This window comes from Streptomyces fungicidicus, from assembly GCF_003665435.1.
GTDB lineage: Bacteria > Actinomycetota > Actinomycetes > Streptomycetales > Streptomycetaceae > Streptomyces > Streptomyces fungicidicus.
The window spans coordinates 5,904,613-5,920,730 of the sequence record NZ_CP023407.1; the positions used below are offsets into that span (position 1 = coordinate 5,904,613).

16 protein-coding genes and 5 pseudogenes are annotated in these 16,118 nt (G+C 70.6%); 4 read left to right on the forward strand and 17 right to left on the reverse strand.

The genetic code is table 11. The features are described from left to right. Window positions 1–74: 74 nt before the first annotated feature. The 6 genes and pseudogenes from CNQ36_RS26665 to CNQ36_RS35395 form a co-directional block, all read right to left on the reverse strand. Window positions 75–497 carry an acyl-CoA thioesterase gene (locus CNQ36_RS26665; protein WP_121547844.1) on the reverse strand — a complete coding sequence of 141 codons (423 nt, stop codon included), beginning with the start codon at window positions 495–497 and terminating at the stop codon, window positions 75–77. Between the two features lie 62 nt (window positions 498–559). Continuing rightward, the gene (locus tag CNQ36_RS26670; protein WP_121547845.1) at window positions 560–1,189 is read right to left on the reverse strand and encodes a hypothetical protein; all 630 of its coding nucleotides are present in this window, start codon (window positions 1,187–1,189) and stop codon (window positions 560–562) included. Continuing rightward, window positions 1,186–1,395: a DUF397 domain-containing protein gene (locus CNQ36_RS26675; RefSeq protein ID WP_121547846.1), complete on the reverse strand. Its 210-nt coding sequence runs from the start codon at window positions 1,393–1,395 to the stop codon at window positions 1,186–1,188. The genes CNQ36_RS26670 and CNQ36_RS26675 overlap by 4 nt, the downstream gene beginning before the upstream one ends. Next, a pseudogene (locus CNQ36_RS26680) lies at window positions 1,392–1,619 on the reverse strand (Scr1 family TA system antitoxin-like transcriptional regulator); the annotation flags it as partial. The gene CNQ36_RS26675 and the pseudogene CNQ36_RS26680, both read right to left, overlap by 4 nt. 13 nt (window positions 1,620–1,632) lie before the next feature. Continuing rightward, window positions 1,633–2,401 (reverse strand): annotated as a pseudogene (locus tag CNQ36_RS26685) (transposase family protein). A 108-nt stretch (window positions 2,402–2,509) separates the two neighbouring features. Further along, window positions 2,510–2,623 (reverse strand): annotated as a pseudogene (locus CNQ36_RS35395) (Scr1 family TA system antitoxin-like transcriptional regulator); the annotation flags it as partial. Between the two features lie 499 nt (window positions 2,624–3,122). On the opposite strand from CNQ36_RS35395, the gene CNQ36_RS26695 reads away from it, so the two are divergent. Further along, window positions 3,123–3,878, forward strand: a complete 756-nt coding sequence (locus tag CNQ36_RS26695; protein ID WP_228313090.1) for a hypothetical protein — start codon at window positions 3,123–3,125, stop codon at window positions 3,876–3,878. 107 nt (window positions 3,879–3,985) lie between these two features. On the opposite strand, the gene CNQ36_RS26700 is transcribed toward CNQ36_RS26695, so the two are convergent. The 4 genes and pseudogenes from CNQ36_RS26700 to CNQ36_RS26715 all read right to left on the reverse strand — a co-directional run bounded on the left by CNQ36_RS26700 (window position 3,986) and on the right by CNQ36_RS26715 (window position 6,223). Beyond that, the gene (locus CNQ36_RS26700; RefSeq protein WP_163013373.1) at window positions 3,986–4,732 is read right to left on the reverse strand and encodes a hypothetical protein; all 747 of its coding nucleotides are present in this window, start codon (window positions 4,730–4,732) and stop codon (window positions 3,986–3,988) included. A 28-nt stretch (window positions 4,733–4,760) separates the two neighbouring features. Next, window positions 4,761–5,193 (reverse strand): annotated as a pseudogene (locus CNQ36_RS26705) (hypothetical protein); the annotation flags it as partial. Beyond that, window positions 5,190–5,396, reverse strand: coding sequence for a DUF397 domain-containing protein (locus CNQ36_RS26710; RefSeq protein WP_121547848.1), 207 nt, complete (start codon window positions 5,394–5,396; stop codon window positions 5,190–5,192). The gene CNQ36_RS26710 and the pseudogene CNQ36_RS26705, both read right to left, overlap by 4 nt. After that, on the reverse strand, window positions 5,396–6,223 hold the full coding sequence (locus tag CNQ36_RS26715) for a helix-turn-helix domain-containing protein (protein WP_121547849.1): 828 nt from the start codon (window positions 6,221–6,223) through the stop codon (window positions 5,396–5,398). The genes CNQ36_RS26710 and CNQ36_RS26715 overlap by 1 nt, the downstream gene beginning before the upstream one ends. 183 nt (window positions 6,224–6,406) lie before the next feature. On the opposite strand from CNQ36_RS26715, the pseudogene CNQ36_RS35740 reads away from it, so the two are divergent. Further along, window positions 6,407–6,496: pseudogene (locus tag CNQ36_RS35740) on the forward strand (ATP-binding protein); the annotation flags it as partial. Between the two features lie 9 nt (window positions 6,497–6,505). On the opposite strand, the gene CNQ36_RS26725 reads toward CNQ36_RS35740, so the two are convergent. Both CNQ36_RS26725 and CNQ36_RS26730 read right to left on the reverse strand, forming a co-directional pair. Beyond that, window positions 6,506–7,855 carry a HEAT repeat domain-containing protein gene (locus tag CNQ36_RS26725; protein WP_121547850.1) on the reverse strand — a complete coding sequence of 450 codons (1,350 nt, stop codon included), beginning with the start codon at window positions 7,853–7,855 and terminating at the stop codon, window positions 6,506–6,508. Window positions 7,856–7,994: 139 nt separating this feature from the next. Then, a complete protein-coding gene (locus CNQ36_RS26730; protein ID WP_121547851.1) occupies window positions 7,995–8,888 on the reverse strand; it encodes an MBL fold metallo-hydrolase in 894 nt (297 codons plus the stop codon). A gap of 283 nt (window positions 8,889–9,171) precedes the next feature. Between CNQ36_RS26730 and CNQ36_RS26735 the strand changes: the two genes are divergently transcribed. Next, window positions 9,172–10,050: a helix-turn-helix domain-containing protein gene (locus tag CNQ36_RS26735; RefSeq protein WP_121547852.1), complete on the forward strand. Its 879-nt coding sequence runs from the start codon at window positions 9,172–9,174 to the stop codon at window positions 10,048–10,050. Here CNQ36_RS26735 and CNQ36_RS26740 read toward each other — a convergent pair. Next, window positions 10,040–10,366 (reverse strand): hypothetical protein, encoded by a 327-nt coding sequence (locus tag CNQ36_RS26740; RefSeq protein ID WP_121547853.1) that lies wholly within the window; start codon window positions 10,364–10,366, stop codon window positions 10,040–10,042. The genes CNQ36_RS26735 and CNQ36_RS26740 overlap by 11 nt on opposite strands. A 40-nt stretch (window positions 10,367–10,406) precedes the next feature. Next, complete coding sequence (locus CNQ36_RS26745) at window positions 10,407–11,615, reverse strand: pyridoxal phosphate-dependent aminotransferase (RefSeq protein WP_121547854.1); 1,209 nt, start codon at window positions 11,613–11,615, stop codon at window positions 10,407–10,409. 83 nt (window positions 11,616–11,698) lie between these two features. Here CNQ36_RS26745 and CNQ36_RS26750 point away from each other — a divergent pair, with 83 nt between their 5' ends. Beyond that, the gene (locus CNQ36_RS26750) at window positions 11,699–12,328 is read left to right on the forward strand and encodes a winged helix-turn-helix transcriptional regulator (RefSeq protein WP_121547855.1); all 630 of its coding nucleotides are present in this window, start codon (window positions 11,699–11,701) and stop codon (window positions 12,326–12,328) included. A gap of 80 nt (window positions 12,329–12,408) precedes the next feature. Here CNQ36_RS26750 and CNQ36_RS26755 read toward each other — a convergent pair whose 3' ends face one another. Genes CNQ36_RS26755 through CNQ36_RS26765 form a run of 3 tightly spaced genes read right to left on the reverse strand, consistent with a single transcriptional unit; the run spans window position 12,409 to window position 16,052 of the window. Next, window positions 12,409–13,218 (reverse strand): hypothetical protein, encoded by an 810-nt coding sequence (locus CNQ36_RS26755; RefSeq protein WP_121547856.1) that lies wholly within the window; start codon window positions 13,216–13,218, stop codon window positions 12,409–12,411. Beyond that, window positions 13,218–14,492 (reverse strand): VWA domain-containing protein, encoded by a 1,275-nt coding sequence (locus tag CNQ36_RS26760; RefSeq protein WP_121547857.1) that lies wholly within the window; start codon window positions 14,490–14,492, stop codon window positions 13,218–13,220. Before CNQ36_RS26760 ends, CNQ36_RS26755 begins: the two co-directional genes overlap by 1 nt. Before the next feature lie 45 nt (window positions 14,493–14,537). Beyond that, window positions 14,538–16,052, reverse strand: coding sequence for an IucA/IucC family protein (locus CNQ36_RS26765; protein WP_121547858.1), 1,515 nt, complete (start codon window positions 16,050–16,052; stop codon window positions 14,538–14,540). Window positions 16,053–16,118: the final 66 nt, after the last annotated feature.

A 16,118-nucleotide genomic window follows, 5' to 3' on the forward strand; every position in this document is an offset into this window, starting at 1 on the left:
CTGGTCCTCTGCCGGAGCGGATGGCCTGGACACTTGGCTCCCGGCGGCGAAAACTTTCAACGCTGAAAGCTGGGCTAGAGCCCGAACAGGTCCGGCTTGACCGCCAGTTCGCGGAAAATGTCCTGCGGGTCCGGCACCAGCTTGCGCTTCGTCAGGTCCAGCAGCCCGCCGACCGCGGTGATCTCGGCGGCGACGGTGCCGTCGGCCCTGGTGATCGTCTGCTCGATGGTGAAGACCTTGCCGCCGCTCCAGGCGAAGACGCAGCTCACATCGGCCTCGTCACCGGCGAGCAGTTCCCGCTTGTAGCGGATGGTGGTCTCCAGCGCGACCGGTCCCACGCCCTGGGAGATGAGCCCGGACTGGGTGATCCCCGCCTCCTGGAGCAGCGACCAGCGCGCGTGCTCCGCGTAGTTGAGGTACACGGCCTGGTTGAGGTGGCCCTGTACGTCGGTCTCGTATCCGCGCACGGTCACACGGACGGAAAACGGCTCGCTCACTGCGTCTGTCCCCTTCACGCCTGCTCGGTTCGGTGCATCGTCCACCGATCTTGGCACGCGCCTCACACCCGGCGCGGCGAGGCCAGCAGATAGCGCGCCCGCGTCCTCGGCTCCGTGTACGCGCCGACCTGCCAGCCGGCCCCCTCCAGGGTGGCCGCACAGGCCCGCAGCGACTCGCCGTCCGGTGCGTACACGGCGACCGCCTCCGGCTGCGGGGTCTCCCGCACGCGGTAACCGCCCTCACCGTCGGTGGCCGGGCGGTGTCCGGCGGCCTCCAGGGCGAGCGCGGCGGCCTGCACCAGATGCGAACGCTCCCAGCCGCAGGGCCGGTCCGTCGCCCCGTCGGGATTGGTCATCCGGCGCAGCTCCAGCATGCCCTGCCAGGCGCCGCGCACCTCTCGGAGCCGGGCGGGGCCCGACTCCGGCGCGGGGTGTTCGCCGCCGACGCGCGCGGCGAACACGCTGGTCGCGGCGGGTGCCGTCACCGGCTCGGGCGCCGCCTCCGCCTCCGCCTCACGCGCCCGGTGTCCCGCCGGGGTCAGGAAGTGGTCGTGCGGCGGCCTGGGGTGCCGGAAGGCGAGCCCGCGCTTCACCAGCGCGGCGAGCTGTGCCGGCGTACCCCGCAGCCGCCCGGTGCCGGGATCGGCGGCGTCGACGATGCGGCGCTGCGCGGCGGTGAGCGGTCGGGTCATCGTCGTCCGGAGGCGTACGGGAGGAAGGCGGTCCACTGGTGGGGGGCGAAGGTCAGGCGGGGGCCCCGTATGTGCTTCGAGTCGCGGACGTGGATGGTTCCGGGGGTGAGGGCGACCTCGACGCACTCGGGGCCGTCGTTCGTGCTGTAGCTGCTCTTGTGCCATACCAACTCGGTGCTGTCACCGTTCAAGGGCGTCAGACTCATGTCTCTCCCAGCAGTTTCTCGATGTAGGCCAGTGACTTTCGAGGCGTGAGGGCCTGGGCCCGGATGATCCCATAGCGCAGTTCGAGGATCTGGATCTCCCTGCGGTCCGAGGTCAATCGGCTGACGAGCTGGATGTCGCTGTGCCCCACAGTGGCGCCGTCCTTGAGCCGCAGCAGGTGGAAAGGGCCATCGAGCCCGCTGTTGTCCTCGGAATCCAGCGGCAGTGAGGCTTTTCCATCATCGGCCTGAGCTGGCCAAATGCAGGGTGAGGACGGCTTGGATGAGGCTGGTGATCCGGGTGGTCGAGCATCGGATCTTGCGAAGGAGACGCCAGGACTTGAGGGTGGCCATGGCCTGCTCGACGAGTGCGCGGATCTTCGCGTGGGACCGGTTCACCGCCTGCTGACCGGTGGACAGGGTCTCCCACCGCCCCCAGCACGGGGTGCGGACCGTACCGCCGGCACCCCGGCTTCGGCCGGCTGCTGTGGGCCTCACCGGTCTTGCCCGGAGCTGTCCACGACGTTCGCGCGGCTCGCGAACCATGGCATCGTCGACGCCCTCGCCGAGGCTGGCATCGCATGCTGGGCCGACAAGGGCTAGGATCGGCGAGGACCTGCACGTTCATCCCGTGCCTCTTGTGCTTCCCCGAGTAGTAGGGCCGGTCCGCGGCGATCCGGTCGATCGGCAGCAGGGTCCCGTCCAGCAGCACGAACGCCTTCGACGACGCCGTCCGGACTGCCTCCGCAAGAGTCGGCGCGAGAGCGGCCAGGATCTCGACGGCCTCGGTGATGTACCGGTACGCGGTCGTGGTCCCGATGCCGAACCCGGCCGCGAGCTGGGCATACGGGTGGCCGTTGCGGAGGTGGGCGAGGGTGAGCAGGGCCTGACGGCCGGCACTCAGGCGCCGCCATCGGGTACCGAGCTCCTGGCGGCGCCGGCGGAGTTTGGCGGACAGGAAGCGCAGGGCAGAACTGGACACGTCGACGCCCGACGGGTAGACAAGCACACGAAGCCTCTGGTGGAGCCGGATTTCTTGGTCGAAAACCCATCTACCAGGGGCTTCACCTGTCTGTCACCCCAACTGCCCCTCCAGCCGGACAGGTTGGAAAGAGCTCAGTACCTGGATGTCGACGTTCCGCATCTGGCCGACCTCCAACAGCCGTTCGAGCTGGCGCCGCAGGACCATCTTGCCCCCAGCCGGCCGTCGCAGCGCAGCCTCACCATGCACAACTCGTTCACAACTGCTCCACTGCGGATGAACGGGCGCATGCCAGAGCATCGGAGAATGCTGCATTTATTCCAGCAGGCCGGACGTTGATACCGGCGGGTACTTCTGGGTTCAGGGGCACGGAGAGTTTGACCTGGCTTCCGATCGGCTCCATCCGTTGATCAGAGCCAACATGGGCGAGATTCCTGCTGCGGCGAGCCCTGGCGGCGGTAAGTTCTTTGGCTCGCATGTCGAGGTTCAGGCGGCCACTATCATGAGGATTCTGGCCAAACAGTCGGGATCCGGGGGTTTGACTGGCCGGCTGATGGTTTCAAAGCCTGGCGGGCCATGCGGTTTCTGCGCGCCAAACGTGGCAGGAATGTTGCCGGGGAGCTCATTGCTGGCGGTTTGATCTCAGCGCGGGCAAGTTTTCAGTGAGGTACCCTTCTGATGCATTCGCCAAGGCGTGGCCCAGTTGCCGCGCCTTGGCTGCTTTCCTAAAGGCCACTATGCTGGCCTTATGGATATGAGCGGCGATAAGTTGAATCCATGCGCGATCATCGATCTCACCGACTGGGCTGAACTCGAGAATGCCGACGGGTCGGCCTTCCCGGTTACTCCGACCAAGCTGCACGACTTGGCGTCGGGTGACTTTTCCAAAGTGACGAGTTCACTTAACCACCTGTATGACGCTCTTCTCAACGACGGAGTCGTCTACTCTGCGACCGCGCCGGCTTTCAGGTATGTCGCCGCACTTCTGGGCGACCGCGAAAGTCGAGCCGCTCTCACTCCTTCATGGGATGGGGGGAAATTCCCACTCCGAAGCAAGCTCCTTTCATGGCTGGCCGACGTGGCCTTCGATGTCAGTATTGAGCAGGAGCAGCGCATTCGAGAGTTGGGGGCGTATTCGCCGACCGAGCCATTTCCCGATTTCTTGAACATCAGGAGTATCTACCCGGAAGCTTATCCGGGCGTCGCCTCCTACTTTGATGACTCTGATCCGAGAGTGGTTGAGGCGGCTCTTGTCGCGGCCGTTCGATTTCTGGAGTCCCCGGCATTGGCGATGCACCGCAGGAGGTTGACTTCTTTGCTGGAGAACGTTCTAGCGCAAAGCTCCAGCGAACGGCATAGAAGTTTGGCCTCCGAGGCGTTGGCGTCTTGGGAGCAAGGGCGCATGTTGATGGAACCCCTTACCGATCCACTCCCCTCCGACGGGCGCGGGAAGGATTACAATTCGCACGGCAAACGGGGATCAGTTGACGAGCCGCCGTTTTAGCCTCGATCTTTCGTGAGGGCCCGCCGATGGGGTCGGTGGACCCTTTCGCTTTCTGGAGCTGATGGTGGGCAGGCCGGTGGCCCGGCTGTCGCGTCGGGTGCCCTGGCCTACCGCAGGACGGGGCAGTTGGCGGATGTGTATTCGTCCGCGATGTTGAACACGCTGGCGCAGTGTGGGCATTCGGCCTTGCCGAAGAGGTGGGCGATTCCGTCGGCGAGGGTCTCGTGCCCGTCACGGACGGCGGTCTCGTGCATCCACCGGCCGATGTCGGGGAGTTCCTCGGAGGACGCCGGCCGCAGGCAGCGACGGTCCACGTCGCCCAGGTGCCAGTCCCGGATCGCTGAATAGCGCCCGTGGTCCCCGATGGCGATCGTCACTTCCACGGCGCAGTGGGGGCAGGCCAGGTGGTAGAAGTCGTCCGCGAAGTCCCCCAGGACGGCACTCCAGTGGTACTCCTCCTTGGCCGCGAGCGAATCGAGGAAGGTCGCGAGGTAGTCGACCGGCCGCGATTGCAGGTGCCGGTCCAACAGCTTGCGGAACTCCGAGATCGTGTCGGCGCAGTCCGCTAGCAGATCGTCGCAGCCGTGGTGTCCTGCCGCGCGTCGCAGGACCGCTCCGGCCAGTCCACGCGCCCGTGCGCTCCTCGCGGCGAGACGCACCAGGCGCGGCAGGGCGGCAAAGCCGGCGGGGAAGACGAGGTCGTGTTCGAGGACCAGCCGGTATCCCAGTTCCTCCCATGCTGCGGCGTTGTCCTCGAGCTCCACTCGTTCCAGAAGCGCGGGGACGCGATCGACATCCCCGTAGCAGTCGTGCATCTGCGTCCAGTTCACCACCTGGGCATTAAAGCGCCCCATGGCAGCCGGGGTGGACGCCTCCGGGCGGTCCGGCGGCCTCCAGGGCGAGCGCCGGCGGCCTGCACCAGATGCGCGCGTTCCCAGCCGCAGGGCCGGTCCGTCGCCCCGTCGGGGTTGGTCATCCGGCGCAGCTCCAGCATCCCCTGCCAGGCGCCGCGCACCTCCCGGAACCGGGCGGGGCCCGACTCCGGCGCGGGGTGCTCGCCGCCGACACGCGCGGCGAACACCCCGGTCGCGGCGGGTGCCGTCACCAGTTCGGGCGCCGCCGCGTTTGCCTCCGTCTCGCACGCCCGGTGTCCCGCCGGGGTCAGGAAGTGGTCGTGCGGCGGCCTCGGGTGCCGGAAGGCGAGCCCGCGCTTCACCAGAGCGGCGAGCTGTGCCGGCGTACCCCTCAGCCGCCCCGTGTCGGGATCGGCGGCGTCGACGGGACGGCGCTGCGCGGCGGTGAGCGGTCGGGTCATCGTCGTCCGGAGGCGTACGGGAGGAAGGCGGCCCACTGGTGGGGGGCGAAGGTCAGGCGGGGGCCTCGTATGTGCTTCGAGTCGCGGACGTGGATGGTTCCGGGGGTGAGGGCGACCTCGACGCACTCGGGGCCGTCAGCGGTGCTGTAGCTGCTCTTGAACCACTCCAGTGGGCGACCGTGCTCCGTGGAGGGGTTGGTCATCATGTCTCTCCCAACACTTTCTCGATGAAGGCGAGCGACTCACGAGGGGTGAGAGCCTGGGCTCGGATGGCGCCGTAGCGGACCTCGCAGATCTGGATCTCCTTGACGTGCGAGATCAGCCGACTCGTGAGCTGCACTTCGTTGTGAGCCACCGTAACCCCCTCCTTGAGCCGCAGGAGTTGGAACGACCCGTCGATACCGGCGTGGTCCTCGCGGTCGGTGGGCATCACCTGGATCTCCACGTTCCGCCGGTGACCGATCTCCAACAGGTGTGCGAGCTGCTTGCGCATCACCATTCTGCCCCCGAGCGGACGGCGCAACGTCACCTCTTCCTGGACGAAGTTGAAGACCGGCGCGGGCTGCTGATCGAAGATCTTCTGGCGTGCCAGGCGCCCCTCGACGAGCTCGTCCACCTGTTCCTCGGAGAACGGGGGTCGCCTCATGACGTAGAGATTTCTCGCGTACTCCTCGGTCTGGAGCAGGCCGTGCACGACCGAGTTGGCGTAAGCGCACAGCTCGACCGCCTCTGACTCCAGTTTCGCGTGGTCCCGCACCTTCTTGGGGAACCGGGCCTTCGCCACATCGTGCTTCAGCCCCGAGATCAGCCCGCTCGCTTCGAGCACCCGGTCCGCCGCCTCCAGGAACTCCTCCGCCGGAGCCCTGCGCCCGCGCTCGACGGACGACACCTGCTCCTCGCTGTACCTGATGGCCGTGGCGAGACCGGCCTGGGTCATGCCCTCCCGCTCCCGGCACATCTTGATGACCCTGCCGACGGTCCGCAGAACGGCCGCCGACTCCTCGTCCGCGCCGTAAGGTTCCACGCTCATGCCCTCACACCTCCATGTGCCACCCGTGCCCAACTCGCCGCCTGTACGAGGCGTCACGCGTCGCGACCCGGACAGACCCGGACAGCATCCGCACGGTCACCCTGCATACCGGAATCATCACTGCGCGGAGTAAGGCCGACCGGCCCATGAACGTAGATATCGCCCCGACCGCACGCTGCGACCCTCCTCGTCGAGGCGCTGGCCTCCCACTGGGGGACGCCCGCCGGCGACCCGTACACCAAGACGGTGTGGTGCGAGGTCGCCCTGTGTTGAGCGGTGGGATCAGGAGTTCTTGCGGTTCCACTCCCAGCTCCAGATCGCGGAGAGGCGGTGGTCCTCCTCGTAGCCGGGGCGGGAGAGCGAACCCAGGCGTTCGACGGCCTCCGCGGTGCGTGGGTCCTCCCGGCGCAGGAGGGCGTAGGCCGCGTTGAGCCGGACCGGGAAGTCCTCCTCGTCGAGCAGGGCGTACAGGGCGTCGGCGACGTCCGCCGAACGGTCCGCACAGCGTGTGACGGTCTCGGACATCCATGCCCGTACCCGCGCCACCGGATCGCGGAGCAGCGCGACGACGGCGTTGGTGACTTCGGGGCTGCCGTCGCACGTGCTGCACAGTGCCCCTCCGGCTGCCGCGCGCACGTTCCCGTCCTCGTCGGTGGCGAGTTCGAGCAGCGTGGTTCGGGCTTCCGCGCCCGGGAGGGGGGAAGGGTTTCCCCAGACGACCAAGAGGTCCGGGACCTTGGCCCGGACGCGCGGGTCCCGGTGCCGGGCGTACCGCAGCCCGATCGCGGTCGATTCCGGGCGCTCCGTATCGCCCAGGAGCCGCAGCAACTCGGCGAGGACCTCGGGGGCCTCCTCCCCGTCCGTGGCCCAGGAGACGAGCAGGTCCTCCGTCTCCCTCTCGTAGGAGTTGCGCCAGCTCGCCTCGGGCCACATGAAAGTCCAGAGGACATCGAGGGCGAAGAGGCGTGACAGGGGGGCGGGGGCGTGGCGGTACGCCGCCACGGCGGACCACGTCTCCTTACTGCGGCGTCGGCTCAGGACCCACCGCACGGACGACCAGTCGACATGGTCCGGATCGCCCTGGGCCAGAGCACGGGAAGCCAGCTCGTCGACGGGCGGGAGGACGCGGAAGGCCCATTCGAGGTCCGTGAGGATCGCGCCGTGCCCGGCGCGGACCGTCGAACCGTCGAGCGTCAACTGCGTGACGTGGCAGTACTCGTCGTCCATGACCCGGACCCGGTGCGCGGGCTCGGACGTGCCCGTCCTGTCCCGCAGTTCGACCTCCGCGCCCCGTTCGTACCAGCGCCGGGCCCTGGCGAGCAGCTGCTCCCTCTCGGCCTCCGGCAGCCGCAGCCGGGGCTCCCGGCCAAGAAGGGCCGTCACCACCGAGGGGGAGCCACCGTCGATCGCCCGCACCAGCGGCGTGGTCCCGTCCGGCAGGCTCCGGTCCGGATCCGCGCCGCCCTCCACCAGAGCGTCCGCCACGGCGACGTCGTACGTGGCGACCGCCCGGCACAGCACCGGCAGCCCGTCGTCCGCGAGTGTGTCCGGATCCGCTCCCGCCTCCAGCAGCCGGGTGACGGCCTCCGCGGCCCCGCCCCCGACCGCCGCCACGAGCGCCTTGCCGCCCATGTCCGCCCCCCATGACGCTCCACCACTACCGGATGCTAACCCGTGAACTCCGCTGCTCGGCTGCTCGGTTGTGCCGGATGAGTCCGTGGGAGGAGACGCTGGGAGCCGTGCCGGACGAGGGGCTCCTCCGGGCGGGTCGTCAGGTGCGGGAGAACGGCGCCCAGCCGGAGATCTCGAATCCGGCGCCCTCACGCCGGATCTCGAAAGCCCCGTGGCCGGGCAGATGAGCGGGCAGCACGAGGGCGTTGTGGTCGGCCGCGTAGGCGTACATGCGTGCCCGGCTGGCGCGGGCGGCGTCCTCGTCCTCCTCGAAGCAGCTGTTGAGGTGGGGCTCGTGGACCTGGATCGCGCCGTGCATCAGGTCTCCGGCGAATACCGCGCGGTCGCCCTTGGAGTCGAGGTGGATGACCGAGGATCCCGGAGTGTGCCCCGGGGCCGGTTCGAGCCGGAGGCCGGCGTCGATGACGTAGGAGTCGTCCCAGGTTTTGACGAGCCCCGCGTCGATCACCGGCTGGATGCTGTCCTCGTAGACGTTCTGGTTCCCCCGGCCGAACTTGGTGCGGTGCAGGTTGTCGGGATGCCAGTACGTGACGTCGGACTGCGGCATCAGGTACGTCGCGTTCGGGAAGGTGGGCACCCAGTCGCGTCCGTCGAGCCGGGTGTTCCAGCCGACGTGGTCGTCGTGCAGATGGGTGTTGACGACAAGGTCGACATCCTCCGGCTCGATGCCGGCGGCGGCGAGGTTCTCCAGGTAGTCCGTGTTCAGGTACGACCAGATCGGCTGCAGCGGACGGTACTTGCCGTTGCCCGCACCGGTGTCGATCAGGATGACCCTGCCTTCGCTGCGCAGCGCCCAGGACTGGGTGGCGACGCGCGTCAGGTCGGTGCGGGCGTCCCAGTGGTCCGGGTCCAGCAGCGCGGCGTGGCGCTGCCATTCCTCCGGCTTGCTGCCGGGGAAGAACACATCGGTCGTCATCGGTGAGATGTCCGAGAACTCGATGACGCGGGTGATCTCGACGTCCCCCAGTTCCATCGTGGTGACCCGGGATGCCGTGGAGACGGTCGCCTCCACGGGCGAAGACGGCGCGGGCGGGGTAGTGGGCATGTGTCTACCTCGTTCGTCTGCGGTGTCCAGGGCCGGGCCGCGATGCGTACGGCGGTGCCGTGGACGGCGGGTGAGCAGGGGACGCGGAGCGGCTTTCGCCGTGATCCGTGCGATCGACTCTGAAGGCCCCGGGCCCAGGTGACCAGACCCGCTCCTGCCTACCCCTGACAGGTGCAGGCGACGGACACGGCCGCCGCGCATACTTGCCGCCATGGACCGCAGATCACCGCTCGGTGAGTTCCTGATGGCGCGGCGGGCACGACTGGGCCCGGACGACGTCGGCCTGCCCCGGTACGGGGACCGGCGCCGGGTGCCCGGACTGCGCCGGGAGGAACTCGCGATGCTCGCGGGGGTCAGCGCCGGCTACTACACCCGGCTCGAACAGGGCCAGTCGCTCAACGCCTCGGCCGAGGTCCTCGACGCGATCGCGACCGCCCTGCACCTGACCACGGCCGAGCGGGAGCACCTGCACGTCCTGTCGACGACGACGAGGCACCGGACCGGGCCGGCGGCACCTCCCGAGGAGCACGCCTCCGCCGATCTGCGGACGCTGCTGGCCGCCATGGGGCACGTGCCCGCACTCGTCGCTGGCCGCCGCAACGACGTGCTGGCCTGGAACAGAGCCGGGCACGCCCTGCTCGCCGGACACGTGCCCCTCGCCGCGCCCGACGACCCGGTCACCCGGCCCAACCTGTCCCGGCTGGTCTTCCTGGACGCGCACACCCGCGCCCTCTACGGCGACTGGTCCGCCAAGGCCCGCGCCGTGGTCGGCAACTTGCGCGTCCTGACGGCCCGTAACCCCGAGGACGCCTGTCTCGCCGCGCTGGTCGGCGAGCTGGCGATCCAGAGTCCGGAGTTCGCCGCGCTGTGGGCCGAACACACCGTCGAGCCCTGTGGCCGCGACGTCTACGACCTGGCCCATCCGGTAGTCGGGGACCTGACCGTCACGCAACAGACGTTCCACGTCCCGCGGGAACCGCACCAGTCCCTCGTCGCCTTCACCACGGAGCCCGCATCCGCCTCCTCCGCGGCGTTGACAGTGCTGCAACAGGCTTGCGGCATCGGCAAGGGTGCGGGACCTAACCCGTGAACTCGGGCCGTTCATAGGGCGTCCACCAGCTCAGCAGGCCCCAGACCCCGAGTGCGAGCGCGCCCGCCGCGATCGCGGCCGCGAGCCACGGGCGGCGCAGCACGCGCAGGGTGAGCAGCCAGGCGGTGAGCGGGACGAGCGCGCCGCCCGCGGCGATGAGGGGCAGGTCGACGTAGAGGACGCTCAGGTCCCGGTGCATGCCCTCGAATCCGCCGTGGACGCTGACGCGGGCCCTCGGCGCCCAGGCGAGCACCGCGGCCACGGCGCCGACGGCCGCCAGGAGGATGCCCGCGCAGCCAAGTCTCTCGTCCCTCATACCTTGATCGACGCGGCCCGTACCCCGGTGGTTCCGGGCCCTACTGCCGGTATCCGCTCAGGAACCGCCCGATCCGGCCGATCGCCGCCTCCAGGTCCTCCGCGTGGGGGAGGGTGAGGATGCGGAAGTGGTCGGGGGAGGGCCAGTTGAAGCCGGTGCCCTGGACGACCTGGATCTTCTCCCGCAGCAGCAGGTCGAGGACGAACTTCTCGTCGTCGTGGATCCTGTGCACGGCCGGGTCGATGCGCGGGAACGCGTACAGCGCGCCCTTCGGCTTCACGCAGCTCACGCCGGGAATCTCGTTCAGCTTCTCCCAGGCCACGTCCCGCTGTTCGCGCAGCCGTCCGCCCGGTGCGGTGAGCTCGTGGATGGACTGGCGGCCGCCGAGCGCGGCCTGGATGGCGTACTGGGCGGGCGCGTTGGCGCACAGCCGCATGGAGGCCAGCATGGTCAGGCCCTCCAGGTAGTCCTTCGCGTGCTGCTTGGGGCCGGTGACCACCAGCCAGCCGGAGCGGAAGCCCGCCACGCGGTAGGTCTTGGACAGGCCGCAGAAGGTGAGGACGACCAGGTCGGGGGCGAGCGCGGCGGCCGAGTGGTGCACGGCGTCGTCGTAGAGGATCTGGTCGTAGATCTCGTCGGCGAGCACCATCAGGCCGTGGCGGCGGGCCAGGTCGAGGATGCCCTCGACGATCTCCTTCGGGTACACCGCGCCGGTGGGGTTGTTGGGATTGATGATGACGACCGCCTTGGTGCGGTCGGTGATCTTCGACTCCATGTCGGCCAGGTCCGGGTACCACTCCGCCTGCTCGTCGCACAGGTAGTGGACCGCCTTGCCGCCCGCGAGGTTCGTCACCGCGGTCCAGAGGGGGAAGTCCGGTGCCGGGATCAGGACTTCGTCGCCGTCCTCCAGCAGGGCCTGTACGGCCATCGAGATCAGCTCGGAGACGCCGTTGCCGAGGAAGACGTCGTCGACGTCGACCTCCAGGCCCAGGGTCTGGTAACGCTGGGCCACCGCGCGGCGGGCGGAGAGGATGCCCCGTGAGTCGGTGTAGCCGTGTGCCCGGGGGAGCATCCGGATCATGTCCTGGAGGATCTCCTCCGGCGCCTCGAACCCGAAAAGGGCCGGGTTGCCGGTGTTCAGGCGCAGCACGCTGTGCCCCGCCTCCTCCAGCGCGTTGGCGTGCTCGATGACCGGACCGCGGATCTCGTAACAGACCTCGCTGAGCTTGCTCGACTGCCGGAACTCCATGCGCCGCTTCCCCTCACGTGGTGTTGCTTGGTTTTACCAAGTGAACGCTTGGAAAGTCCAACAACATGTCTAGACTGCGTCGCATGTCACCTCGCCGAAGCTACGACCAGTACTGTTCCGCCGCCCGCGCGCTCGACGCGGTCGGCGACCGCTGGACCCTGCTGATCGTCCGGGAACTCCTCGCGGGACCGCGCCGCTACACCGACCTGCACGCGGACCTGCCCGGTGTCAGCACGGACGTACTGGCCTCCCGGCTGAAGGACATGGAGCGCGACGGCCTCACCACCCGGCGCAGGCTGCCCCCGCCCGGCGCGGCATACGTCTACGAACTCACCGCGCGAGGCGAGGAGTTGCTCCCTGTCCTGCAGGCCCTCGGCGCCTGGGGCGAGGCGGAACTGGGGGAGCGGCGCCCCACGGACGCGGTGCGCGCCCACTGGTTCGCGCTGCCCCTGCTGCGGGCCCTGGGGGGGGAGACGGGGCTCGTGGAAGTCCGCCTTGAGGAGGGCCTGTTCCACCTGCGCGCCGGGGCGGACGGCGGCGCCGTCCACGGCGACGGCCCCGCCCCGGAGGAACCCGACGCCCGGCTGTCCCTGGACACCGGTACCTGTACGGCGATCAGCCGCGGCGAACTGTCCCTGGCCGGCGCGGTGCGCGCGGGACGGGTCGGGGTGACGGGCGACGGCGCGCTCGCCAAGGCCCTGCGGGAGGCGTGAAGGGAAAGCCGGAAGGCCCTGCGGGGAGGCGTGAGGGAAAAGCCGGAAGGCCCGCACGGGGCGGGCCTTCCGGGAGGGTGTCACGCGTGCGGCGGCACCCCGGGCGGGCGTCCGGAGCCACGGGTCAGGCGGTAGCCGGCGACACCCGCCAGGGCGGCCAGCGCGCCGCCCACGGCGGTCCAGATCCAGCGGTCGGACCACCAGCCCGAGGTCCAGCCGTCCTCCGGCTCCAGATCGGCCAGGACGGCGGTGGGCGAGTCGTCGTCCTTCGCCTCGTCCGCCTCGGCGCGTACCGCGATGCCCGGCACCAGCGGTTCGGACAGAGTGCCGTCGACCGCCGCCGCGCCGCCCATGTCCGCGGAGTCGACCCGCAGTTCGGCGTCGACCGCCTGACCGAGGTCGGCCGTCGACAGGCGCAGCGCGGTGAGCCGGACGTAGTACGTGCCGGGCAGCGGGTCGTTGGCCCACGGCTCCGACCAGGCGCGGACCGTGCGCAGCACGCACGTCAGCTCCACCGAGGGCGCGTCCGCCGCCGCGGTGCGGGTCGCCGCGCCGTACTGGCAGGCCTGACGGCGGCGCAGACCGTCGTACACGTCGATCTGCCAGGTCTCCGCCGCGTGGCTGTCCGGCAGCTTCACCGTCGCCTCGACGGTGGGGCGCTGCCCGGCGTCCGCCGGGAACGACCAGTACAGGTAGTCGCCCGTGGAGGCGCGCGCGGTGGCGGTCTGCCCCTGCTCGACCTCCGTCGCCGTACGGAACGAGGTGCCCGCGCGGGTGGGCGCCCCGTCGTCGGCGGACGCCTCCGGGGAGGGCGAGGAGTCGGCCGCGGCCGGTGCGGCGGCCAGCCCGAGGGCGAGCAGGGCGGCGCCCAGTACACGTATGGCACGCATCAGTTGGTCCTCCAGACAGCGAACCGCCAGCGTGACAGCCAGCCCCAGAGCAGACCGGCGACGAAGCCGGTGAGGATCAGCGCGCCGAGCAGCCACCAGCCCCGGCCCAGGCCGAAGGAGGCCACGTCGCTCGACCCGCCGGGACCGTCCACGACGTCGACCGTCAGCTCCAGCGGAAGACCGGGGGTGGTCTTCACCCCGGCGTCTGCCGAGAAGGAGTTGGTCACCGCCAGGCACACGACCTCGGCCGCGGGTTTGGCGCCGTCGTCGTCGTCCCGCTCGGGCTTGGGGTACCGCAGCCCGGTGGACAGCACGTCCGTACGGCCGTTGCCGGTGGCCTCGCCGCGCACGATCTCCCGGCCGTGCACCGTGACGGCCCGCAGCAGCACGCCGTAGTCCGGACGCACCGCCCGGTCCGCCGCCACACTGACCGAGGCGCGCAGTTCCTGTCCGGCCAGCAGCTCGACGCGGTACCAGCGCTGCTGCCCGAACTCCTCGCGGTCGGTGAAGAGACCCGACTCGAGCACCGGGGCCTTGGCGCAGGAGCCGGCGCCCTCCGTGGCGACCGGTGTCACCACGGGCTCGGCCGCGCGGTCCACCAGCTCGTTCACCCGGTCGGTCAGCTCGTCCTGGTGCTCGACGGAGGTGTACGTCCCGCCGGTCGCCTCGGCGATGCAGCTGAGCTGCCGGCTCAGCTTGGCGTTCGGCACCAGGCCCAGGGTGTCGATGGTCAGGCCGATGCCCCTGGCCGCGATCTCCCGGGCCACCTCGCAGGGGTCGAGCGGGGCGCAGGTGTCCTCGCCGTCGCTGATCAGCACGATCCGCTTGGAGCCGTCGCCGCCGTCGAGATCGTCGGCCGCCTTCAGCAGGGCGGGGCCGATCGGGGTCCAGCCCGTCGGGGCGAGCGTGGCCACCGCCGTCTTGGCCTCGGTGCGGTTCAGCGGGCCGACCGGGTAGAGCTGCGCGGTGTCCTTGCAGCCCTCCTTGCGGTCGTCGCCTGGGTAGTTCGCGCCCAGGGTGCGGATCCCGAGCTCGACCTCCTCCGGCGTGGCGTCCAGCACCTCGTTGAACGCCTGCTTCGCCGCCGCCATCCGGGACTGGCCGTCGATGTCCTTGGCGCGCATCGAGCCGCTCACATCGAGGAGCAGGTTCACCTTCGGCGCGCTCTGGCCCGTGGGTTCACCGGCGGCCGCCCCGGCCGGGAAGGCGAGCCCGGCCGTCAGGGCGGCGAGCAGGGCACAGGCGCCTGCCACCGGCCGTTTTCTTCTGATCATCGGCGGATCCTATTGATCAGAGGCACCGGGCTCCAAAACGGGGCGTCACCGCCCGTCGTACATAAGGGGATTGGGAAGTTCCGCCCACTGGTCCCCCGCCGTACGCGGCGACAGCCGCATCAGCGTCAGCGCCTTCGCCGGAAGCGGCTCGCCGAGCAGCGCGGCCAGGTCCGGGGTGGGCGGCAGATGCGGCACCGCGCTCTCCAGCGCCGCCCGCAGCGCCGCCCCGGAGCCCGCGGTCCCCGCCAGCGCGCCCGCCACCAGCGAGCCGAACAGCTTGCGGCGCAGGGCGCGTACGTCGTCCGTGACCATGCGCGCGGGAAGCTGCGCGGGGAGCCGGACGCCGTGCCGGGCGAGACGGGCGGGACCGACCCGGAGATCGGCAAGGTCGCGGTAGACCAGCCGCACCGGGGCCCCCTCCGGCGACAGCACCACGAGCAGGTTCTGGCCGTGCGCCTCCAGCGCCACCCCCAGCTCCAGCAGCCGCAGCCCCACCGTGAGCGCGAGCCGGGCGAAACCGCTCAGCCAGTCGGGGGAGCGGGGCAGCCCCGTGGTCGCCAGCGCCCCCACCGGGACGACGCGCTCCCCGGGGCCCGCGTACTCGCCCGGGGACTCCCGCAGCACCGCCGCGAGATCGGGCGACCCGGCCGCCACCGCGCCCAGCGTGCGCGTGACGTGCAGCAGCCCGTCCGTCCGCGCCGCCACCGCCTCCCCGAACTCCGACAGCGCCGCCGACGCGGCCACCGAGCCGAGCGAGATGTCCCGCACCGAGGACGTCAGCCGCGCGCTCAGCGCCGTCTTGACGTGCGGCCCGTCCGGCAGCGCGAGGGTACGCAGCGCCATCAGCGGATGCGCCGCGAGCTCCCGCTCACCCGTCCGCTTCAGCACCTGCGCCGCCTGCCAGGGATGCACCGGGACCAGGACCCGCCCCGGCTCCCGCAGCCACCCCGGCCACACCCCCGTCAGCAGGCACTCCGACTCCGGCACGGGCACCAGCCCCAGCCCCACCACGGGCCCGTGCTCCGGCCCGTAGGCGAGCTGATCGGCCACCGAGAAGCCCGGCCGGGAACGGCAGTTGGGGTGGAACGGATGCCCGTCGACCACCCGCTGCTCCCACTCCCACTCCCGGTCCCGGGCCGGCCACCTGGCCGGCCGCACCCGCTGCCCCGCCCGCGACAGCGCCAACGAGGCGACACCGTGCCCGAGTTCGGCGGCGAAGACCGCCGAGTGCGGTACGGCGAGATCCGTCATCAGCCGCGCCGGATCGTCGTACCCCGCCTCGTCCAGCCGTACGGCGGTGACGTACGCGGCGGTCGCATACGGGTCCGCGTGCGGGCCGTGCAGCCGCCGGCCGTCCGCCAGCCACAGGGTGAGCCCCTCGCGGCCCTCCTCCCGCCGGGCGACCCACGGCAGCGGTTCGTGCGCGAGACCGCGCCACAGCCGGGTCAGCACGGCCGCACGGGCGCCGGGCAGCTCGCCGGCGTACCGCGGCACGAGGCCGGGCCGCACCACGGCCAGCTCGTCGGCGATCTCGGCCTCGGCGGTGGGGGGTCGGTGCACGGGCGGACTCCTCGGTACGCGTGGGGCGGGACGTCCGGACGGGACGTCCCGCCGGACGACGACAGA